Annotated in this window: 14 protein-coding genes; 5 read left to right on the top strand and 9 right to left on the bottom strand. The window is 74.0% G+C overall.

Translation table 11 applies throughout. The features are described from left to right. The first annotated feature begins 101 nt into the window (after positions 1-101). The 3 genes from AC07AL_RS06190 to AC07AL_RS06180 are packed head-to-tail and all read left to right on the top strand — an operon-like array spanning position 102 to position 2,561. Positions 102-905 (top strand): ABC transporter ATP-binding protein, encoded by an 804-nt coding sequence (locus AC07AL_RS06190; protein WP_363630256.1) that lies wholly within the window; start codon positions 102-104, stop codon positions 903-905. Continuing rightward, positions 892-1,821 (top strand): ABC transporter permease, encoded by a 930-nt coding sequence (locus AC07AL_RS06185; RefSeq protein WP_400810792.1) that lies wholly within the window; start codon positions 892-894, stop codon positions 1,819-1,821. The genes AC07AL_RS06190 and AC07AL_RS06185 overlap by 14 nt, the downstream gene beginning before the upstream one ends. A gap of 11 nt (positions 1,822-1,832) precedes the next feature. After that, entirely contained in the window at positions 1,833-2,561 is a 729-nt protein-coding gene (locus AC07AL_RS06180) for a sirohydrochlorin chelatase (RefSeq protein WP_363584128.1), read from the top strand. Positions 2,562-2,574: 13 nt separating this feature from the next. Here AC07AL_RS06180 and AC07AL_RS06175 read toward each other — a convergent pair whose 3' ends face one another. The 5 genes from AC07AL_RS06175 to AC07AL_RS06155 form a co-directional block, all read right to left on the bottom strand. Further along, positions 2,575-2,985, bottom strand: coding sequence for a PIN domain-containing protein (locus AC07AL_RS06175; RefSeq protein ID WP_363584130.1), 411 nt, complete (start codon positions 2,983-2,985; stop codon positions 2,575-2,577). Beyond that, positions 2,982-3,203 carry a type II toxin-antitoxin system VapB family antitoxin gene (locus AC07AL_RS06170; protein ID WP_350881630.1) on the bottom strand — a complete coding sequence of 74 codons (222 nt, stop codon included), beginning with the start codon at positions 3,201-3,203 and terminating at the stop codon, positions 2,982-2,984. Before AC07AL_RS06170 ends, AC07AL_RS06175 begins: the two co-directional genes overlap by 4 nt. A 183-nt stretch (positions 3,204-3,386) precedes the next feature. Beyond that, positions 3,387-5,051, bottom strand: coding sequence for a DEAD/DEAH box helicase (locus tag AC07AL_RS06165; protein ID WP_478316996.1), 1,665 nt, complete (start codon positions 5,049-5,051; stop codon positions 3,387-3,389). 157 nt (positions 5,052-5,208) lie between these two features. Continuing rightward, positions 5,209-5,415 (bottom strand): cold-shock protein, encoded by a 207-nt coding sequence (locus AC07AL_RS06160; RefSeq protein ID WP_350881634.1) that lies wholly within the window; start codon positions 5,413-5,415, stop codon positions 5,209-5,211. Between the two features lie 323 nt (positions 5,416-5,738). Next, entirely contained in the window at positions 5,739-7,880 is a 2,142-nt protein-coding gene (locus tag AC07AL_RS06155; RefSeq protein WP_478317030.1) for an MMPL family transporter, read from the bottom strand. Positions 7,881-8,350: 470 nt separating this feature from the next. Here AC07AL_RS06155 and AC07AL_RS06150 point away from each other — a divergent pair, with 470 nt between their 5' ends. Both AC07AL_RS06150 and AC07AL_RS06145 read left to right on the top strand, forming a co-directional pair. Further along, on the top strand, positions 8,351-9,244 hold the full coding sequence (locus tag AC07AL_RS06150; protein WP_478316994.1) for a phosphotransferase enzyme family protein: 894 nt from the start codon (positions 8,351-8,353) through the stop codon (positions 9,242-9,244). A 284-nt stretch (positions 9,245-9,528) separates the two neighbouring features. Next, positions 9,529-10,545 (top strand): polysaccharide deacetylase family protein, encoded by a 1,017-nt coding sequence (locus AC07AL_RS06145; protein WP_478316992.1) that lies wholly within the window; start codon positions 9,529-9,531, stop codon positions 10,543-10,545. Positions 10,546-10,579: 34 nt separating this feature from the next. On the opposite strand, the gene AC07AL_RS06140 is transcribed toward AC07AL_RS06145, so the two are convergent. The 4 genes from AC07AL_RS06140 to AC07AL_RS06125 form a co-directional block, all read right to left on the bottom strand. Beyond that, on the bottom strand, positions 10,580-11,281 hold the full coding sequence (locus AC07AL_RS06140) for an exonuclease domain-containing protein (protein WP_363584138.1): 702 nt from the start codon (positions 11,279-11,281) through the stop codon (positions 10,580-10,582). Between the two features lie 188 nt (positions 11,282-11,469). Continuing rightward, a complete protein-coding gene (efeB, locus tag AC07AL_RS06135) occupies positions 11,470-12,723 on the bottom strand; it encodes an iron uptake transporter deferrochelatase/peroxidase subunit (RefSeq protein WP_400810800.1) in 1,254 nt (417 codons plus the stop codon). 142 nt (positions 12,724-12,865) lie between these two features. After that, positions 12,866-13,321: a GNAT family N-acetyltransferase gene (locus AC07AL_RS06130; RefSeq protein ID WP_363584142.1), complete on the bottom strand. Its 456-nt coding sequence runs from the start codon at positions 13,319-13,321 to the stop codon at positions 12,866-12,868. A gap of 129 nt (positions 13,322-13,450) precedes the next feature. Continuing rightward, complete coding sequence (locus AC07AL_RS06125) at positions 13,451-15,010, bottom strand: carboxylesterase/lipase family protein (protein WP_478316990.1); 1,560 nt, start codon at positions 15,008-15,010, stop codon at positions 13,451-13,453. Between the last annotated feature and the right edge of the window lie 88 nt (positions 15,011-15,098).

The following is a 15,098-nucleotide window of genomic DNA, read 5'->3' as shown; positions in this document are numbered from 1 at the left end:
CCCGGTCGATCCGCGATCGATGCCCACCGGGACGGGCGGGGCCGGGCCCCGGCCCCGCTCCGCCAGCCCTCAGCCAGACCACTCACGCAGGAGGTGCCCGGATGACACCGGCACTGACCACCTCGGCGGACACCGCCGGCGCCGACGCCGGCGGCGCCGCGCCCGCCGTCCGGATCTCGCACGTGCACAAGTCCTTCGGCCGCCCGGGCACGCAGACCCACGTCCTGGACGACATCACCCTCGACGTCGCGCCCGGCGAGTTCGTCACCCTGCTCGGCGCCTCGGGCTGCGGCAAGTCCACCCTGCTCAACCTGGTCGCCGGCCTCGACCAGCCCACCGCCGGCGCCATCGAGGTGCCGGGCGGCCGTCCCGCGCTGATGTTCCAGGAGCACGCGCTGTTCCCCTGGCTCACCGCCGGCCGCAACATCGAACTCGCCCTCAAGCTGGCCGGCGTCCCCCGCCCCGAGCGCCGCGCCGAAGCCGAGCGCCTGCTCGAACTCGTCCGCCTCAAGGGCTCGTACGGCAAGCGCGTGCACGAGCTGTCCGGCGGCATGCGCCAGCGCGTCGCGATGGCCCGCGCGCTCGCCCAGGGCAGCCAGGTGCTGCTGATGGACGAGCCGTTCGCCGCGCTCGACGCCATCACCCGCGACGTGCTGCACGACGAGATCACCCGGATCTGGGCCGAGCGGCAGCTGTCCGTCCTGTTCGTCACCCACAACGTGCGCGAGGCCGTGCGCCTGGCCCAGCGCGTCGTCCTGCTCTCCTCCCGCCCCGGCCGGGTCGCCCGCGAGTGGCGGATCGACCTGCCGCAGCCGCGCCGCATCGAGTCCACCGGCGTCGCCGACCTGTCCATCGAGATCACCGAAGAACTGCGTGGGGAGATCCGTCGCCATGGCCAGCACTGACAGCACCCCGGTCCTGGAGAAGACCGACAAGGCCGACAGGACCGACAGGGCCGCCGCCACGGACACCGCCGGTGTCGGCGCCGGCCTGGACGCCCTCGACGCCGTCTCCGCCCAGCGCGGCTCGCTCGGCGAGGCGCTGCGGACCAAGGCCCTGCCGCCACTGATCGGCGTCCTCGTGGTGCTCGCCCTGTGGCAGGGCGCCTACAGCCTGCACCTCACCTCCGCCTACAAGCTGCCCAGCCCGACCGACGTGTGGCACTCCGCCCAGGAGCTCTGGTACCAGGGCACGCTGTTCTCGATCATCTGGACCAGCGTCTGGCGCGGCCTGTCCGGCTTCCTGCTCGCCGGCGTCATCGGCACCCCGATCGGGCTGGTCGTCGCCCGCGTCCGGCCGGTGCGCACCGCCATCGGCCCGGTCCTCCAGGGCCTGCAGTCGCTGCCCTCGGTCGCCTGGGTGCCGGCCGCGGTCATCTGGCTCGGCATCAACGACCAGATGATGTACGCGGTGATCCTGCTCGGCGCCGTCCCCTCCATCGCCAACGGCCTGGTCGCCGGCATCGACCAGGTGCCGCCGCTGTTCCTGCGCGCCGGACGCACCATCGGCGCCACCGGCCTCACCGGCGCCCGGCTCGTGCTGATCCCCGCCGCGCTGCCCGGCTACCTGGCCGGCCTCAAGCAGGGCTGGGCGTTCTCCTGGCGCTCCCTGATGGCCGCCGAACTCGTCGCCTCCTCCCCCGACCTCGGCCGGGGCCTGGGCCGGTTCCTGGAGGACCAGCGCGAGTTCTCCGACATGTCCGGGGTGCTGCTCGGCATCATCCTGATCCTGTTCGTCGGCATCGCCATCGAACTGCTCGTCTTCACCCCGGTCGAGCGCCGGGTGCTGCGCAACCGCGGCCTGCTGGCCGCCGTCAAGTAAGGCCGACGCCGATGCCCGCCCTCCTGCTGATCGCCCACGGCAGCCGCGACCCGCGGCACGCCGCGACCGTGGCCGCACTGGTCCAGGAGGTGCGGGCGCTGCGCCCCGGGCTGGACGTCGCCACCGCCTACCTGGACCACTGCGCGCCGCGCATCCCGCAGGTCGTCGGGCGGCTCGACGACGCGGTGGCCGTCCCGCTGCTGCTCAACCGGGCCTACCACGCCAAGCACGACGTCCCGGCCGCCCTGCGCACGGCCGGCGCGGCCCTGCCCGTCGCCGCCGTCCTGGGCCCGTCGCCGCTGCTGCTCGCCGCCCTGGACCGCCGCCTCGCCGAAGCCGGGGTGGACGTGCGCTCGGCCGCCGTCCGGGCCCGCACCGGCGTGGTGCTCGCGGCGGCCGGCTCCTCCGACCCGGCCGCCGACGCCGCCACCCGCGCGGTGGCCGCCGCGTGGCGCCGCAGCCGCGGCTGGGCCGCCGTCGAGGTGGCCTACGCCTCCGCCACCGGCCCGCGCGTGCCCGACGCCCTGGCCGCCCTGCGCGCCGCGGGCGCCGCCCGCACCGCCGTCTCCCCCTACCTGCTGGCCCCGGGCCTCCTGCCCGACCGCATCGCCGAGGCCGCCGCCGGAGCGGACGCCGTCGCCGCCGTCCTGGGCCCCGCCCCCGAACTCGCCACCCTCCTCCTGGAGCGCTACGACGAGGCGCGTACGGCTGCCACGATGCCCCGGACGCTCACCGCCTGACCACGGGGCCGACTCACTCGTGATCGAGGATGCTGTGCTCGCTCAGGTCGGCGGCGTGCCGCGCCACCGTGCGGTAGCCCGCATCGTCGTGGAGGACCGTGAGGCCGTGGTGCGCGGCCGTCGCCGCGATCATGAGGTCGACCGCGGAGGCACTACGGTGCTGCCCGGCGAGGGCCGTGCGCCGCTGAACCGTGTCGATCCAGCGCCCAGCGTTCTTCGGTACCGAGACGTCCGGGTACAGGTCGGCGAACATCTCGGTGATCTCGTCGTACTCCCGGCCGCTGCGCGCGTTGTGCAGAAACTCCGCGCGCTGCGGGTAGCACGACGCGATCGACCCCGCGTCGATCGCGTCGTACCAGACGGCCAGGAGCTTGGGCTCGCCCAACAACCGGACGAGTCCGGAGGTGTCGAGGAGATAGATCACCGGGCGTCCTTCTCCGCTCGGTGCATCCGCTCTGCGTCCTCGACGGCTCCCCAGTGCCGAGCCCGCTCGAAATGCCGGCTGATCCGGGCAGCACGTTCCTGCCGCTCGGCGTAGAAGCGCAGTGCCAGGTTGACTGCGTCCTTCTTGGTCCGAACTCCGGCGAGCGTCATTGCTCGTTCCAGTGCGTCGTCATCGATGTCGATCTGTGTCACGGACATCCGGATACCTCCGTCGATCGATGGTGGTGATGTACATAGCACTGCACATGACCAACATCAACGGAGGTTCGCCCGGGTCGGACCGCCGCGGGGTGATGGTGTCCGTCGGACAGCCGGGCCCACGACGAGACGGCCCGGCCCCCTCGGTGCGAGGGGGCCGGGCCGTCGGGCGGTCGCCGGGGATCAGTCGATGGCGCGGCGCTGGCGGCCGGTGCCGTAGTTGGAGCCGGACTTGGCGCCGCTGCCGGGCTTGGCGCGGCCGGAGGAGCGGCCGATGAAGCCGGCCGCCTGGGGGCGGTCGCCCTGGGCGGCGGCGCCGCCCATGCGCTGCTTGGGGCGGGGGCGGCGCGGGTTGCCGTTCATGTCGACGTCGGCGGGCAGCGCGGAGCGCTTGCCAGGGCGGCGGCGCGGGTTGCCGGACTTGGCGTCGGCCTTGGCGGCGGGGGCCTCGGCGGGCGCGGGGACGGCGACGGCGACCGCGACGCCGCTGGGGGTGCGGGCACCGGTGATCTTGGCGAGGTCGGCGTCGCCGGGGCGGACCTTGGTGACGGTGGGGCGGATGCCCGCGACCGTCATCAGCCGGTTGACCTCGCGGCGCTGCTCGGGCAGGACGAGGGTGACGACGGTGCCGGACTCGCCGGCCCGGGCGGTGCGTCCGCCGCGGTGCAGGTAGTCCTTGTGGTCGACCGGCGGGTCGACGTTGACGACCAGGTCGAGGCCTTCGATGTGGATGCCTCGGGCGGCGACGTTGGTGGCGATCAGCGCGGTGACGTGGCCGTCGCGGAACTGGTCGAGGACCCGGTTGCGCTGCGGCTGGGACTTGCCGCCGTGCAGGGCCGCGGCCCGGACGCCGGTGGCGAGCAGCTGCTTGGTGAGGCGGTCGGCGCCGTGCTTGGTGTGCACGAACATGATCACGCGCCCGTCGCGGGAGGCGATGTGCGCGGTGGTGGACGCCTTGTCGGCCTGGTCCAGCTGGAGGACGTGGTGGTCCATGGTGGTGACCGCGCCGGCCGACGGGTCGACCGAGTGGGTGACCGGGTCGGTGAGGAAGCGCTTGACCAGGCGGTCGACGTTGCGGTCCAGGGTCGCGGAGAACAGCATCCGCTGCCCGCCCTCGGCGACCTGCTCCAGCAGCTTGCTGACCTGCGGGAGGAAGCCCATGTCGGCCATCTGGTCGGCCTCGTCGAGGACGGTGATGGCGACGTCGGACAGGTTGACGTCACCGCGGCCGATCAGGTCGTCGAGCCGGCCGGGGGTGGCGACCAGGACCTCGGTGCCACGGCGGACGGCGTTGGCCTGGCGGTTGATCGACATGCCGCCGACGACGGTGGTGATCCGCAGGTTGACGGCGGTCGCGTAGGGGGTGAGCGCGTCGGTGACCTGCTGGGCGAGCTCGCGGGTGGGCACCAGGACGAGCGCCAGCGGGTAGCGGGCGACGGCGCGGCGCCCGGCGGTGCGGGCGAGCAGCGGCAGGCCGAAGGCGAGGGTCTTGCCGGAGCCGGTACGGCCGCGGCCGAGCACGTCGCGGCCGGCGATCGAGTCGGGCAGCGTGGCGCCCTGGATCGGGAACGGCGCGGTGACGCCTTCGCGGGTGAGCGTGCTGAGGATGCCCTTGGGCAGGTCCAGTTCGGCGAAGGTGTCCGCCGGGGGCCGGGCCGGGGTGCCCTCGACGACGGTGAAGTCGGCGGCCTCGGGCACGGCGGCGCGGGTGTTCTTGGGGGCGCCGGTGCGGCCGCGCGGCTTGCGGGCGCGCTCGGCGTCGCCGGTGGCGCGCGGGTTCTCGCCGCGGCGGGCCTGGTCGGTGGTGCGGGCGGCGCGGTCACGCGGCGGGCGGGCAGGGGTGGTCACGAAGTCTCCGTACGTCGGTCGGCAGCCCCGGGTGGGGGCTGGTCGGCCGTCGGTAGGAAACTCGCCGCCCCGGCCGTACGGCGGCATGCGCGGGGGCCCGCACCGTGTGGTACGGGCCCCCGCTTCGCGAGATCGCGAGTCAGCGTGGAGGCTGACGTCAGCCGATGACGCGGATGTTCTCGGCCTGCGGGCCCTTCTGGCCCTGGGTCACGTCGAACTCGACGGCCTGGCCCTCAACGAGCTCACGGAAGCCGTTGGCCTGGATGTTCGAGTAGTGCGCGAACACATCCGGGCCGCCCTCGGCCTGCTCGATGAAGCCGAAGCCCTTTTCGCTGTTGAACCACTTCACGGTGCCGGTAGCCATAACCGTCTCCTCAAAAAACTGGGGCATCAGGGATTCACACCGCGTGAACCCCGGAGTAGCCGCGATCCCCATCCGGAGACTGAAACACCGGACAAAACAAATGCGCCTGTTGGTTGGACCAGCAGGCGCACACATGCGTTCATGGGAACCAAAACTGCAACTGAGTCGACTGTAGCACGGCGACACCCCGATTGACCGGGGACTTTTGTGCTCAACAGATCACGTTTGACGGCCAGGGAAAGGGGGCAAGCGGCGCCCCGCCGAAGCGGGACGCCGCCTGTTTGGCGCGTCGGTCGGGCGTCGCCCGTGTCCGAACGAGGCGATCAGCGCCGTCCGGCCGGCTCCGGCACGCCGTACGCGTCCGCCGCCGGCGCCGGGCCGGCACCGAGGCTTGCGCCGTGGCCGTGCTCGGGGTCGGCGCCGTGGCCGGGCCACCAGGCCCGGTTTCCGATCAGCGCGGTGAGCGCCGGGGTGAAGAACATCGCCATCACGAAGGCCGCCAGCACGATGCCGAAGGCCATCGCGAAGCCGAACTCCATCATGAAGGTGTTGCCGGCGAGCATGAACGTCCCGAACGAGGCCGCCAGGATGAAGCCGGCCGCGGCGACGGTCGGGCCGGCGTGGCGCAGCGCCTCGCGGGCCGCCTCGCGCGGGCTGCGGCCCGCGCGGGCCTCCTCGCGCAGACGGGCGATGATCAGGATGTTGTAGTCCGTCCCGATCGCCACCACGAAGAGGTAGATGAGGATCGGCATCATGAACATCAGGCCGGTCTCGTTGCCGATCTTCTGGAAGATCAGCGTGGTGGCGCCCAGCGTGGCGCTGAAGCCGAGGCCTACCGAGGCCATCAGGTACCAGGGGGCGACCACGCTGCGCAGCTGGAGGGCCAGGATGAGCAGGATCAGCAGCCCGGCGATCGGGAAGACCAGCTTGTAGTCGTGGGTCATCGCCAGGTTGATGTCCTTGAACACCGAGGTGAGGCCGCCGACCTTGGCCTCGCTGCCGGCCGGGGCCTGCGCGTGGGCGACGGTGCGCAGCTCGGTCACCGCGTCGATCGCCTCGTTGCTGGTCGGGGCGTCCTTGAGCATGACGGTGAACTGGGCGGTGGCGCCGTCGGCGCTGATGCTCTTGGCGTCGGCGCTCGGCAGGTAGACCTTGGACACCCCGCCGACGCCCTGCAGCTTGTCGGCGAAGGCCGGGAAGGAGGCCGGGTCGAGCTTCTTGCCGTCGGTGCTGCTCAGGTAGACCTGGCTCGGGTCGGCGGCGCCGGCGGAGAAGCCCTTGGCCATCTTGTCCTGGACGACCATCGACTCCTTGTCCTTGGGCATGGAGCTGCCCGCCATGTCGAAGAGGCCGTTGTAGCCGAGCGCGCCCACGGACAGGGCGACCAGTACGCCGCCGGAGGCGACGGCGGCCAGCGCCGGGCGCTTCTGGACGACCCGGCCGAGCGCGGTGAAGCGCGCGGTGCTCGGCTCGTCCGTCCACTTCTTGCCGGGCCAGAAGACGGCGCGGGCGGGGATGACCGCGAGCAGCGCGGGGGCCAGGGTGAGCGAGGCCAGGGCGGTGACCACGACCGCGATCGCCAGCGCGGGGCCGAGCGCCTGGAACATGCCGAGGCTGGAGAGGATCAGCGCGGCGAAGGCGATGGTGACGGCGCCGGCGGCGGAGGCGATCGCCTCGCCGACCCGGCCGACCGCGTTGGCCACGGCGGCATCGCGGCCGTCGCCGGCCCGCAGTCGCTCGCGGTAGCGGAAGGCGAGGAACAGGAAGTAGTCGGTGCCGACGCCGAGCACGACGACGATCAGGATCGCCATCAGGATGGGTGTGCTCTTGAGGTTGAAGATGTCGGTCGCGTAGTTGATCAGGCCGATGGAGGCGGGCAGCGCGATCATCAGCGAGACCAGGACCGGCAGCAGGCCGGCCAGGATGCCGCGGAAGATGATGCCGACGATCACGATGACCAGGAGCACCGTGGCCATGGTGATGATGCCCTCGGCCGAGCCGGAGGCTTCCTTCTGGTCGAGCGCCTGGGCGGCGGGGCCGCCGAGCTGGAACTTCAGGTCGGTGCCGGAGGCCAGTGCCTTGCCGTCGTCGCGGAGGGCCTTGGCGATGTCCGCGGTGCCGTTCTGGTCCTGCTGCTTCGACTTGTCGACGGCGATCATGGCCATCGCGTACTTGTGGTCCGGGGATATGCCCAGCTGGTCGGACGGCGGGATGATCTTCTCGACGCCGTCGATCTTCTTGGCCGTCAGGTCCTGGACGAGCTTGCCCATCGCGGCCTTGTCCGCGTCGGTGAACGCGGCGCCGTCGTTGCGCTCGAAGAGTGCGAGCGCGCCCGGGGTGAAGGCGGCCGGGAAGGCGCGCTCCTGCACCTGTGCGGCCTGGATGGACTCGTAGTGCTTGGGGAGGAACGCGGCTTCGTCGGTCTGCGAGCTGACCTTCGGCGCGGTCATGAGGACGGCGATCATTCCGATCACCCACGCGATGATCACCCACCACGCGCGGCGTACGACGAATTGTCCTAGTCGGTGGAACATGCTCGATGCCTCCTGGGCATGGTTCACCGCAGCCCTTGGGGGACGGGACGCCGGGCGACGGCTGGACCGGTGGGAGACGCGCGGCGGCGCTCCCTAGCCGGTCGGCAGGTAAGTGGATTTGGGCGTCATCCTACGAGTACTTGCTTGCCGCCCGGCAAGGAGCCCCCGTGGTCCAACCCCCGTCAGGCCGCTCCGAAGCGGCCCCGACCCAGTTTCTCCCGGGCGCACGCCCCTTGACCTCGTGCTCCGGGTGGAGACAGCTCCCCCTCAGGGTGGATCTCTCCCCTACCCCCTGGGAGGAGATGTCAGGGTAGGAGGGTAGGGAAAACCCCACCCCGGTCCGTCATGATGATCACCGTCCGGAGGCCTCCGGATGAACGCCGCCCCAACGGAGCACCGCCATGATCCCCTTCGACGAAGGCCGCGCCCGGCTGCTGCTCGCCCACGCCTGCGAGTCCGCCGGACTGCCCGGCCCCGGCGACGCCCGGCTGCTCGCGCTCGGCGAGAACGCCGTCTTCGACCTCGGCGACCCGGCCGTCGTCGCCAAGGTCGGCCGCGGCCCCGAACTGTACGAACGGGCGCGGCACGAACTCGCCGTCGCCCACTGGCTCGCCGCCCAGGACGTCCCGGTGGTCCGCCCGTACGACGCGGTGGAAGCCGAGCCCCAGCTCGCCCACGGGCACCCCGTCACCTTCTGGCACCGGCTCGCCCCCGCCGTCCGCCCCGCCCGCCCCGCCGACCTCGCCCCGCTGCTGCGCGCCCTGCACCGGCTGCCGCTGCCGCCCTTCCCGCTCGCCCACCGCGACCTGCTGGCCCCCGTCGAACGCTGGCTGGCCTCCGCCGAGGGCCACGTCGACCCGGCCGACGTCGCCTTCCTGCGCCACCGCCGCGACGGCTTCGCCGCCGCCCTGCCCGACCTCGCCCCGCACCTGCACCCCGGTGTGATCCACGGCGACGCGCTGCCCCGCAACGTCCACGTCGGCCCGGACGGGCCCGTCCTGCTCGACCTGGAGAACGTCTCGCACGACCTGCGCGAACACGACCTGGCGGTCCTCGCGCTCAGCCACGACCGGTACGGCGTGCCCGGCGAGGAGTACCGGGCCTTCGTCGAGGCGTACGGCTGGGACGTGCGCGCCTGGCCCGGCTTCGCGGTGCTGCGCGGGGCCCGGGAGACCGCCAGCGCCTCCTGGGTCGCCCAGCAGGTGCCCGGCAATCCGGCCGCGCTGGCGGAGTTCCGGCGCCGGGTCGCCTCGCTGCGGGAGGGTGCCACCGAGGTGCGCTGGTACCCGTTCTGAGGCGTCGGGCTCCCGGGGCGTCGGGCTTCCGAAGTGGCGGGCTCCTGAAGTGCCGGGCCTTGAAGTGCCGGGCCTCTGAAGTGCCGGGACGCCCCCGTCACGGCCCCCGGGATACCCGGCGGGCCGCGGGGGCGCCAACCCGGGCGCGTGTGAGAAGACTCCTACGGCGCTCCGGTCCGCTCCGCAACCGGGGCACGTACGCTCGGCGTCCTATCGGACAGTCATCCTGACCGAGGGATCGGCACCCGTCCTCTGCACCCCTCTGCACCACAGGAGCCGCCGCCATGCCCCACTCCGCCACCCGCCGGCCCTCCCCTCCGACCCGTACGGCCCTCACGGCCCGCCGCCGGCTGGTCGCAAGCTGCGTCGTGGCGGCCGCCACCCTGGGCCTGGCCGCGTGCGGCACCGCCAGCGGAGCCCTCCAGCCGACGGCCGGCGTCAGCACCCAGCCCCCGATCACCATCGCGCCGACCGACTCCCGGCCGACCGACGGCCCCGTCGCCACCGTCGCGCCCGCCCCCGGCTCCGACAGCGCACCCGCCTCCGCCGCCCCGCCGGCCGTCCCGAAGCCGCGCACGCCCAAGGCGCCGGCCGAGACGACCGCCGCGCCCCACAGCGGCACGCCGAGCACCCCGGTCACCACCACGCCCGTCGCGACCACGCCCTCGGGCACCCCCGCGCCGCCGCCCGCCCCGGTCAAGCCGGGCACCGTCATCGGCTCCACCGCCTCCGGCGGCCACACCGTGGCGCTCACCTTCGACGACGGCCCCGGCCCCGCCACCGGCCAGATCCTCGACCTGCTCGCCCAGTACCACGCCAAGGCCACCTTCTGCGAGATCGGCCAGAACGCCGCCGCCAACCCGGCCCTGGTCAAGCGCGTCCTCGCGGCCGGCCACCGGCTCTGCGACCACAGCGTCCACCACCCGCAGCCGTTCGCGAAGCTCCCCCACGACAAGGCCGCCTACGAGATCTCCGCCGCCAGGGACATGATCGTCAAGGCCGGCGGCCCCGGCACCCGGGTCAGCTGGTTCCGCGCCCCCGGCGGCGGCTTCAACGCCGACAACGAGCAGATCACCGCGAGCCTCGGCATGTCCTCGCTCGGCTGGTCCGTCGACCCGCGCGACTGGTCCCGCCCGGGCGTGCCGGCCATCGTCTCCACCGTGCAGAAGCAGCTCAAGCCCGGCGGCGTGATCCTGATGCACGACGGCGGCGGCGACCGCACCCAGACCGTGGCCGCGCTCAAGCAGCTGCTGCCCTGGCTGGTCGCCCAGGGCTACACCTTCGACTGGCCGGCCGGCTAGGCCCCGCCCGGCCCGCCGGCCTCACCGGGGGCGGTCACCTCATCGGCCACCGCGGGTCGACCACGGCCTGCGGGTCCTTGCCGCGGCGCAGCCACGCCTGCAAGCCCTCGGCCCACTCCCGGTACCAGCCGATCTGGCGCTCGTGCAGCTCGGCCGGCGCGACGTCGCCGACCTCGGCCCGGTAGCGCTCGGCGAGGGCGACGGCGACCCGGACGGCCGCCAGCGCGTCGCTGCCCGCCTCGTGCGCGTCCGTCAGCTCGACGCCGTACACCTCGCAGACCCGCTGCAGGGTGCGCGAGCCCTTGCGGTACTTGTCCACCGCCCGGTCGACGACCAGCGCGTCCAGCACCGGCCCGACCGGGGCGCCGAGGCGCTCGGCGAGCGGCACCAGCCCGTACCGGCGCAGCTCGGCGTCGAGCAGCGACAGGTCGAACGGCGCGTTGAACGCGACCACCGGGCGCCCTGCGGCGAGCCGCTCGCAGAGCGCGCCGGCTATCTCCTCCACCGCCTCCTTGGCCGGCCGGCCCTTGCCGCGGGCCAGGTCGTCGCCGATGCCGTGGATCGCCTCCGCCTCGGCCGGGATCGGGACCCCGGGGTCGAGCAGCCAGTGCGCGGCCCCCACCCGGCGGGCCCCGACGGTGTCCACGAGCGCGGCCGTGACGATGCGGTCCACGGCCGGGTCGGTGCCCGTGGTCTCCAGGTCGAAGCCGACCAGTGGCTGCTGCCACCAGCTCATAAGGGGGTGTCCTTCCGTCCTGCCTCTCGAAACAGCCCCCATCATCACCCGCCCCACCGACATCCCGGCCGCCGGGGCGGTCGGGGTGCGGGCCGGTACGGCGGCGGACGGCCCCCTCGGTTTCGGCAGGTCGCCCCAACGGCGGGCGCCCGCGCCCCGGTTGGGCGACGGGCGCGCGAACCGGGGCGTCAGGTGGCGGTGAGGAGGGTGCGGCCGAGCCAGTCGGTGGTGTCGTGGGCGCCGGGGAGGACGTAGAAGTAGCCGCCGCCGGTGGGGCGGAGGTGGCGGGCGAGGGGTTCGGTGTTGAGGCGGGTCTGGACGGCTTCGAACTGGCGGGCCACGTCCTGCTGGTAGCAGCAGAAGGCGAGGCCGAGGTCGGGTTCGCCGTCGGAATCGAGGCCGCGGTCGTAGTTGAAGGCGCGGCGCAGGATGCGGCTGTCGCGGGTGCCGTCGGTGCGGGGGTTGGCGAGGCGGATGTGGGAGTCGAGGGGGATGACGGCGCCGTCGGGGTCGTTGCGGTAGTCGGGGGTGTCGGTCTCGCCGGCCGCCCCGAGCGGGGCGCCGTCGTTCTTGCGCCGGCCGATCAGGCGTTCCTGCTGCTTGAGCGGCACCTCGTCCCAGCCGGCGACGAGGGTGCGGATGGCGCGGATGACCTGGTAGCTGCCGCCGGCGGCCCAGCGCGGTTCGTCGCCGCCCTCGCCGACCCAGACGAGGGCGTCCAGCTCGCGGGCGTTCGTGGTGTCGGGGTTCTCGATGCCGTCCTTGAAGCCGAGCAGGTTGCGGGCGGCGCCGGTGGGGCGGGAGCGGTTCTGGAAGCCGTCGAGCTGCCAGCGCGGGCGGATCAGGCCGTTGGTGCTGCGCAGCAGGTCGCGGATGGTGTGCTGGACGGTGTCGCGGTTCTCGGCGCAGATCTGGAGCGAGAGGTCGCCGTGGCATTCGGCGGGGCGCAGCGCGTCGACGGGGAAGGGCCGCATGGCGGTGAGCCGGCGGGGGCGGTGGCGGGTGAGGCCGTAGCGGGTGTCGAAGAGGGAGGCGCCGACGGCGACGGTGACGGTGAGGTCGTCGGCGGGCAGGTCGGGGCCGAGGGTGCCGCTGTCGGAGGGGGCGGCGGCGGGGCCGAGGTCGGGCGGGGTGCCGCCGGCGGTGAGGAAGCGGATGCGGTCGGTGAGGGTGCGCAGGAGGGTTTCGAGGGCCTTGCGGTCGCGGGCCTTGACGTCGAGGGCGAGGAAGGTGCCGTAGCCGGGGGGCGGGTTGGTGATGCCGGCCTGGTGGAGGCCGTGGAAGTCGATGCGCCGGGTGGCGGTGCGGGGCGCGGCCTGGGCGGGGCGGGCGCCGGTGAGGGTGAGGGCTCCGGCGGTGGTGGCGCCGAGGGCGGTGCGCAGCAGGCCGCGGCGGGTGGCGCGGGGGTGTTCGGAGCCGGTGGAGTGCGGGCTGTCGATCATGGACGGGACGCTAACAAGCGGTCGGGCCCGGTGCTCGGGTGAGCGCCGCGCCCGACCGCCGGTCACCATCCGTCCGGCCTACTCGCGTCACCCGGGCGAGCGTCACCGGGCGCCACGCCCCGACCAACGGGCCGGCCCCGGTTCAGGCGGCGGGCTCGCGGACCAGGTAGACGTCGATCGGGTCCTCGTGGTCGAGGACGAAGCCGTGGCGTTCGTAGAGGCTGCGGGCGGGGCTGCCCTGGAGGACGTCGAGGCGCACGGGCTCGCCGGCGGCGTCGGCCTGGGCGAGGAGGTGGCGCAGGACGGCGGTGCCGAGGCCGCGGCCCTGGTGGGCGGGGGCGAGGTAGAAGTGCTCGATCCAGCGGCCGCCCTGCTCGGCGGGGCGGACGGTGACGGAGCCGGCGAAGGCGCCGTCGACGAGGATGACGGAGCTGTGGCGGCTGGAGAAGCCCGCCCGCAGGCGCCGGCGGACCCGGTCGTCGTCGTAGCGGCCGAGGCGTTCGAGGTCGGCGCGCAGGACGACGGCCTTGAGTTCGGCGACGGGTTCGACGTCGGCGGCGGTGGCGGGGCGCAGGGTCCAGGCGGGGAGGCTGTTCACGGCCCGCAGTGTGGCAGCGGCCGCACCGGCCTGGCCAGCGGGTTTCAGGGGCCGGACGCCGGGGCGGGGCGTGCCGAGGGGGCCGGGCGGTGGCCCGGCCCCCTGCTCCGGTGGGAAGGCGGGAAGGCCTCAGCGGGTGCCGAGGTCCAGGGCGGGGAAGGAGTAGTCGTCCCAGAGGGCGCGTTCGTCGTCGTGCGGGGCGTACTGGACGCTGGGGTTCAGGTCCCAGATCCGGGTGGCCCGCGCGTCGGCGGTGTAGGACGGCCAGCCCGGGTCGCCCTCGCGGGCGAAGGAGGCCCAGGCGTCGGCCATCCGCTCGGACAGCCGGGTGAGTTCGGGCCGCTGGGCGGCGACGGTCTGCGCGCCGCGCGGGATCGCGCCGAGGTCCAGGCCGCCGAAGACGAAGGGCAGTTCCAGGGTGTGCATGGCGCCCAGGTTCTGGGCGGCGGGCAGGCCGGGGACGTAGGGCACGTGCCAGTCGAACTGGTAGACGTGGGTGGGCCGCCAGCGGGACTGGGCCTCGGCCAGGCGCAGGGTGGGGATCCGCTCGGTCTGGTCGGTGAGCATCGCGTTCACCACCCGGCCCTCGGTGGCCCCGGGGCGGTCGGCGGCGTACCGGTCGTACATCTGCTGTTTGCGGTCGGCGAGCACGGGGGGCAGGTTGCGGTAGGCGCTCAGCGGGAGGTCCGGCAGCGTGGGGTCGAACAGCGCCCAGTAGTCGGTCTCGTTCTCGGTGGTGCCGGTCATCACGTCGACGTCGCGGGCGCTGCCGGCGGCGATCCGTTCGACGACCGGGCCGGGCACCAGCGCCCCGTCGATGGAGGGGCCGAAGAAGACCGCGGAGGACAGTCCGGAGAGCCCGTGCTGGACCTGTTCCTGGAGTTCGAGGACCTGTTGGGTGCTCAGCCGGTCGAGGTCCGCGACGGTGTGGATGCCGCCGGTGGCGAAGACCTTTCCGGCGGTGGCCCGCGCGGCGGCCGCGGTGTGCACCAGGTAGCCGGGGCCGCTCTCGACGATGGCGCGCCGGAAGAGGCGCTCGGGGTGGTCGCCGGCCAGCAGGGCGCTGATCGAGATCGCGCCGGCCGACTGGCCGAAGACGGTGACGTTGCCCGGGTCGCCGCCGAAGGCGCCGATGTGCCGGCGCACCCAGGTCAGCGCGGCGCTCTCGTCGCGCAGCCCGTTGTTGCCCGAGCCGGCGTAGGACGGGTCGAGCGCGCCGAGTTCCGTCCAGCCCAGGATGCCGAGCCGGTAGTCCAGGTTCACCACGACGGCGTCGCCGCGCTCGGCCAGCAGGCCGCCGTCGAAGACGGGCTGGGCGGCGGCGCCGAGTTCGTCCGCGCCGCCGTGCAGGAAGACCATGACGGGTTTGCGGGCGCCGCCGTGGTGCGCCGACCACACGTTGAGGTACAGGCAGTCCTCGGTGCCGCCGCCGCCCGCGCTCAGGTCCTGCGGGCAGCCGGGGCGGGCCTGGGTGGCGCGCAGTGTTCCGGGCCAGGGCGCGGCGGGCTGCGGCGGGCGGAACCGGCGCTCGCCGGTGGGCGGCGCCGCGTACGGGACGCCCAGGTAGGCGCACCGGCCGTCCTGGGCCACCCCTTGCAGGCGGCCGGCGGAGGTCGCCGTACGGCAGCCGCCCGCCTCCCGGGCCTCGGCGGGGACGGCCGGCAGCAGGCCCAGCAGGGCTGCCGCCACGCCGGCCAGCGCGAACGGCCAGCGCCGGCGGGCGGTTCGGCGGGCATTCCCCGGCAGCCTTCCGCCAGGCCCCGTCCCGAGCCCCGCC

The sequence above is a fragment of the Kitasatospora sp. NPDC043949 genome (assembly GCF_056435365.1).
Note: the sequence above shows the minus strand (reverse complement) of the source record. Positions and strands in the feature narration are given on the sequence as shown.

Bases quoted from the DNA above. Each gene is read 5' to 3' on its own strand.
- AC07AL_RS06140 (WP_363584138.1), bottom strand. From the start codon at position 11,281: ATGAGCTGGTGGCAGCAGCCACTGGTCGGCTTCGACCTGGAGACCACG.
- efeB (WP_400810800.1), bottom strand. From the start codon at position 12,723: ATGATCGACAGCCCGCACTCCACCGGCTCCGAACACCCCCGCGCCACC.
- AC07AL_RS06170 (WP_350881630.1), bottom strand. From the start codon at position 3,203: ATGTCCGTGACACAGATCGACATCGATGACGACGCACTGGAACGAGCA.
- AC07AL_RS06180 (WP_363584128.1), top strand. From the start codon at position 1,833: ATGCCCGCCCTCCTGCTGATCGCCCACGGCAGCCGCGACCCGCGGCAC.
- AC07AL_RS06185 (WP_400810792.1), top strand. From the start codon at position 892: ATGGCCAGCACTGACAGCACCCCGGTCCTGGAGAAGACCGACAAGGCC.
- AC07AL_RS06190 (WP_363630256.1), top strand. From the start codon at position 102: ATGACACCGGCACTGACCACCTCGGCGGACACCGCCGGCGCCGACGCC.
- AC07AL_RS06145 (WP_478316992.1), top strand. From the start codon at position 9,529: ATGCCCCACTCCGCCACCCGCCGGCCCTCCCCTCCGACCCGTACGGCC.
- AC07AL_RS06150 (WP_478316994.1), top strand. From the start codon at position 8,351: ATGATCCCCTTCGACGAAGGCCGCGCCCGGCTGCTGCTCGCCCACGCC.
- AC07AL_RS06155 (WP_478317030.1), bottom strand. From the start codon at position 7,880: ATGATCGCCGTCCTCATGACCGCGCCGAAGGTCAGCTCGCAGACCGAC.
- AC07AL_RS06160 (WP_350881634.1), bottom strand. From the start codon at position 5,415: ATGGCTACCGGCACCGTGAAGTGGTTCAACAGCGAAAAGGGCTTCGGC.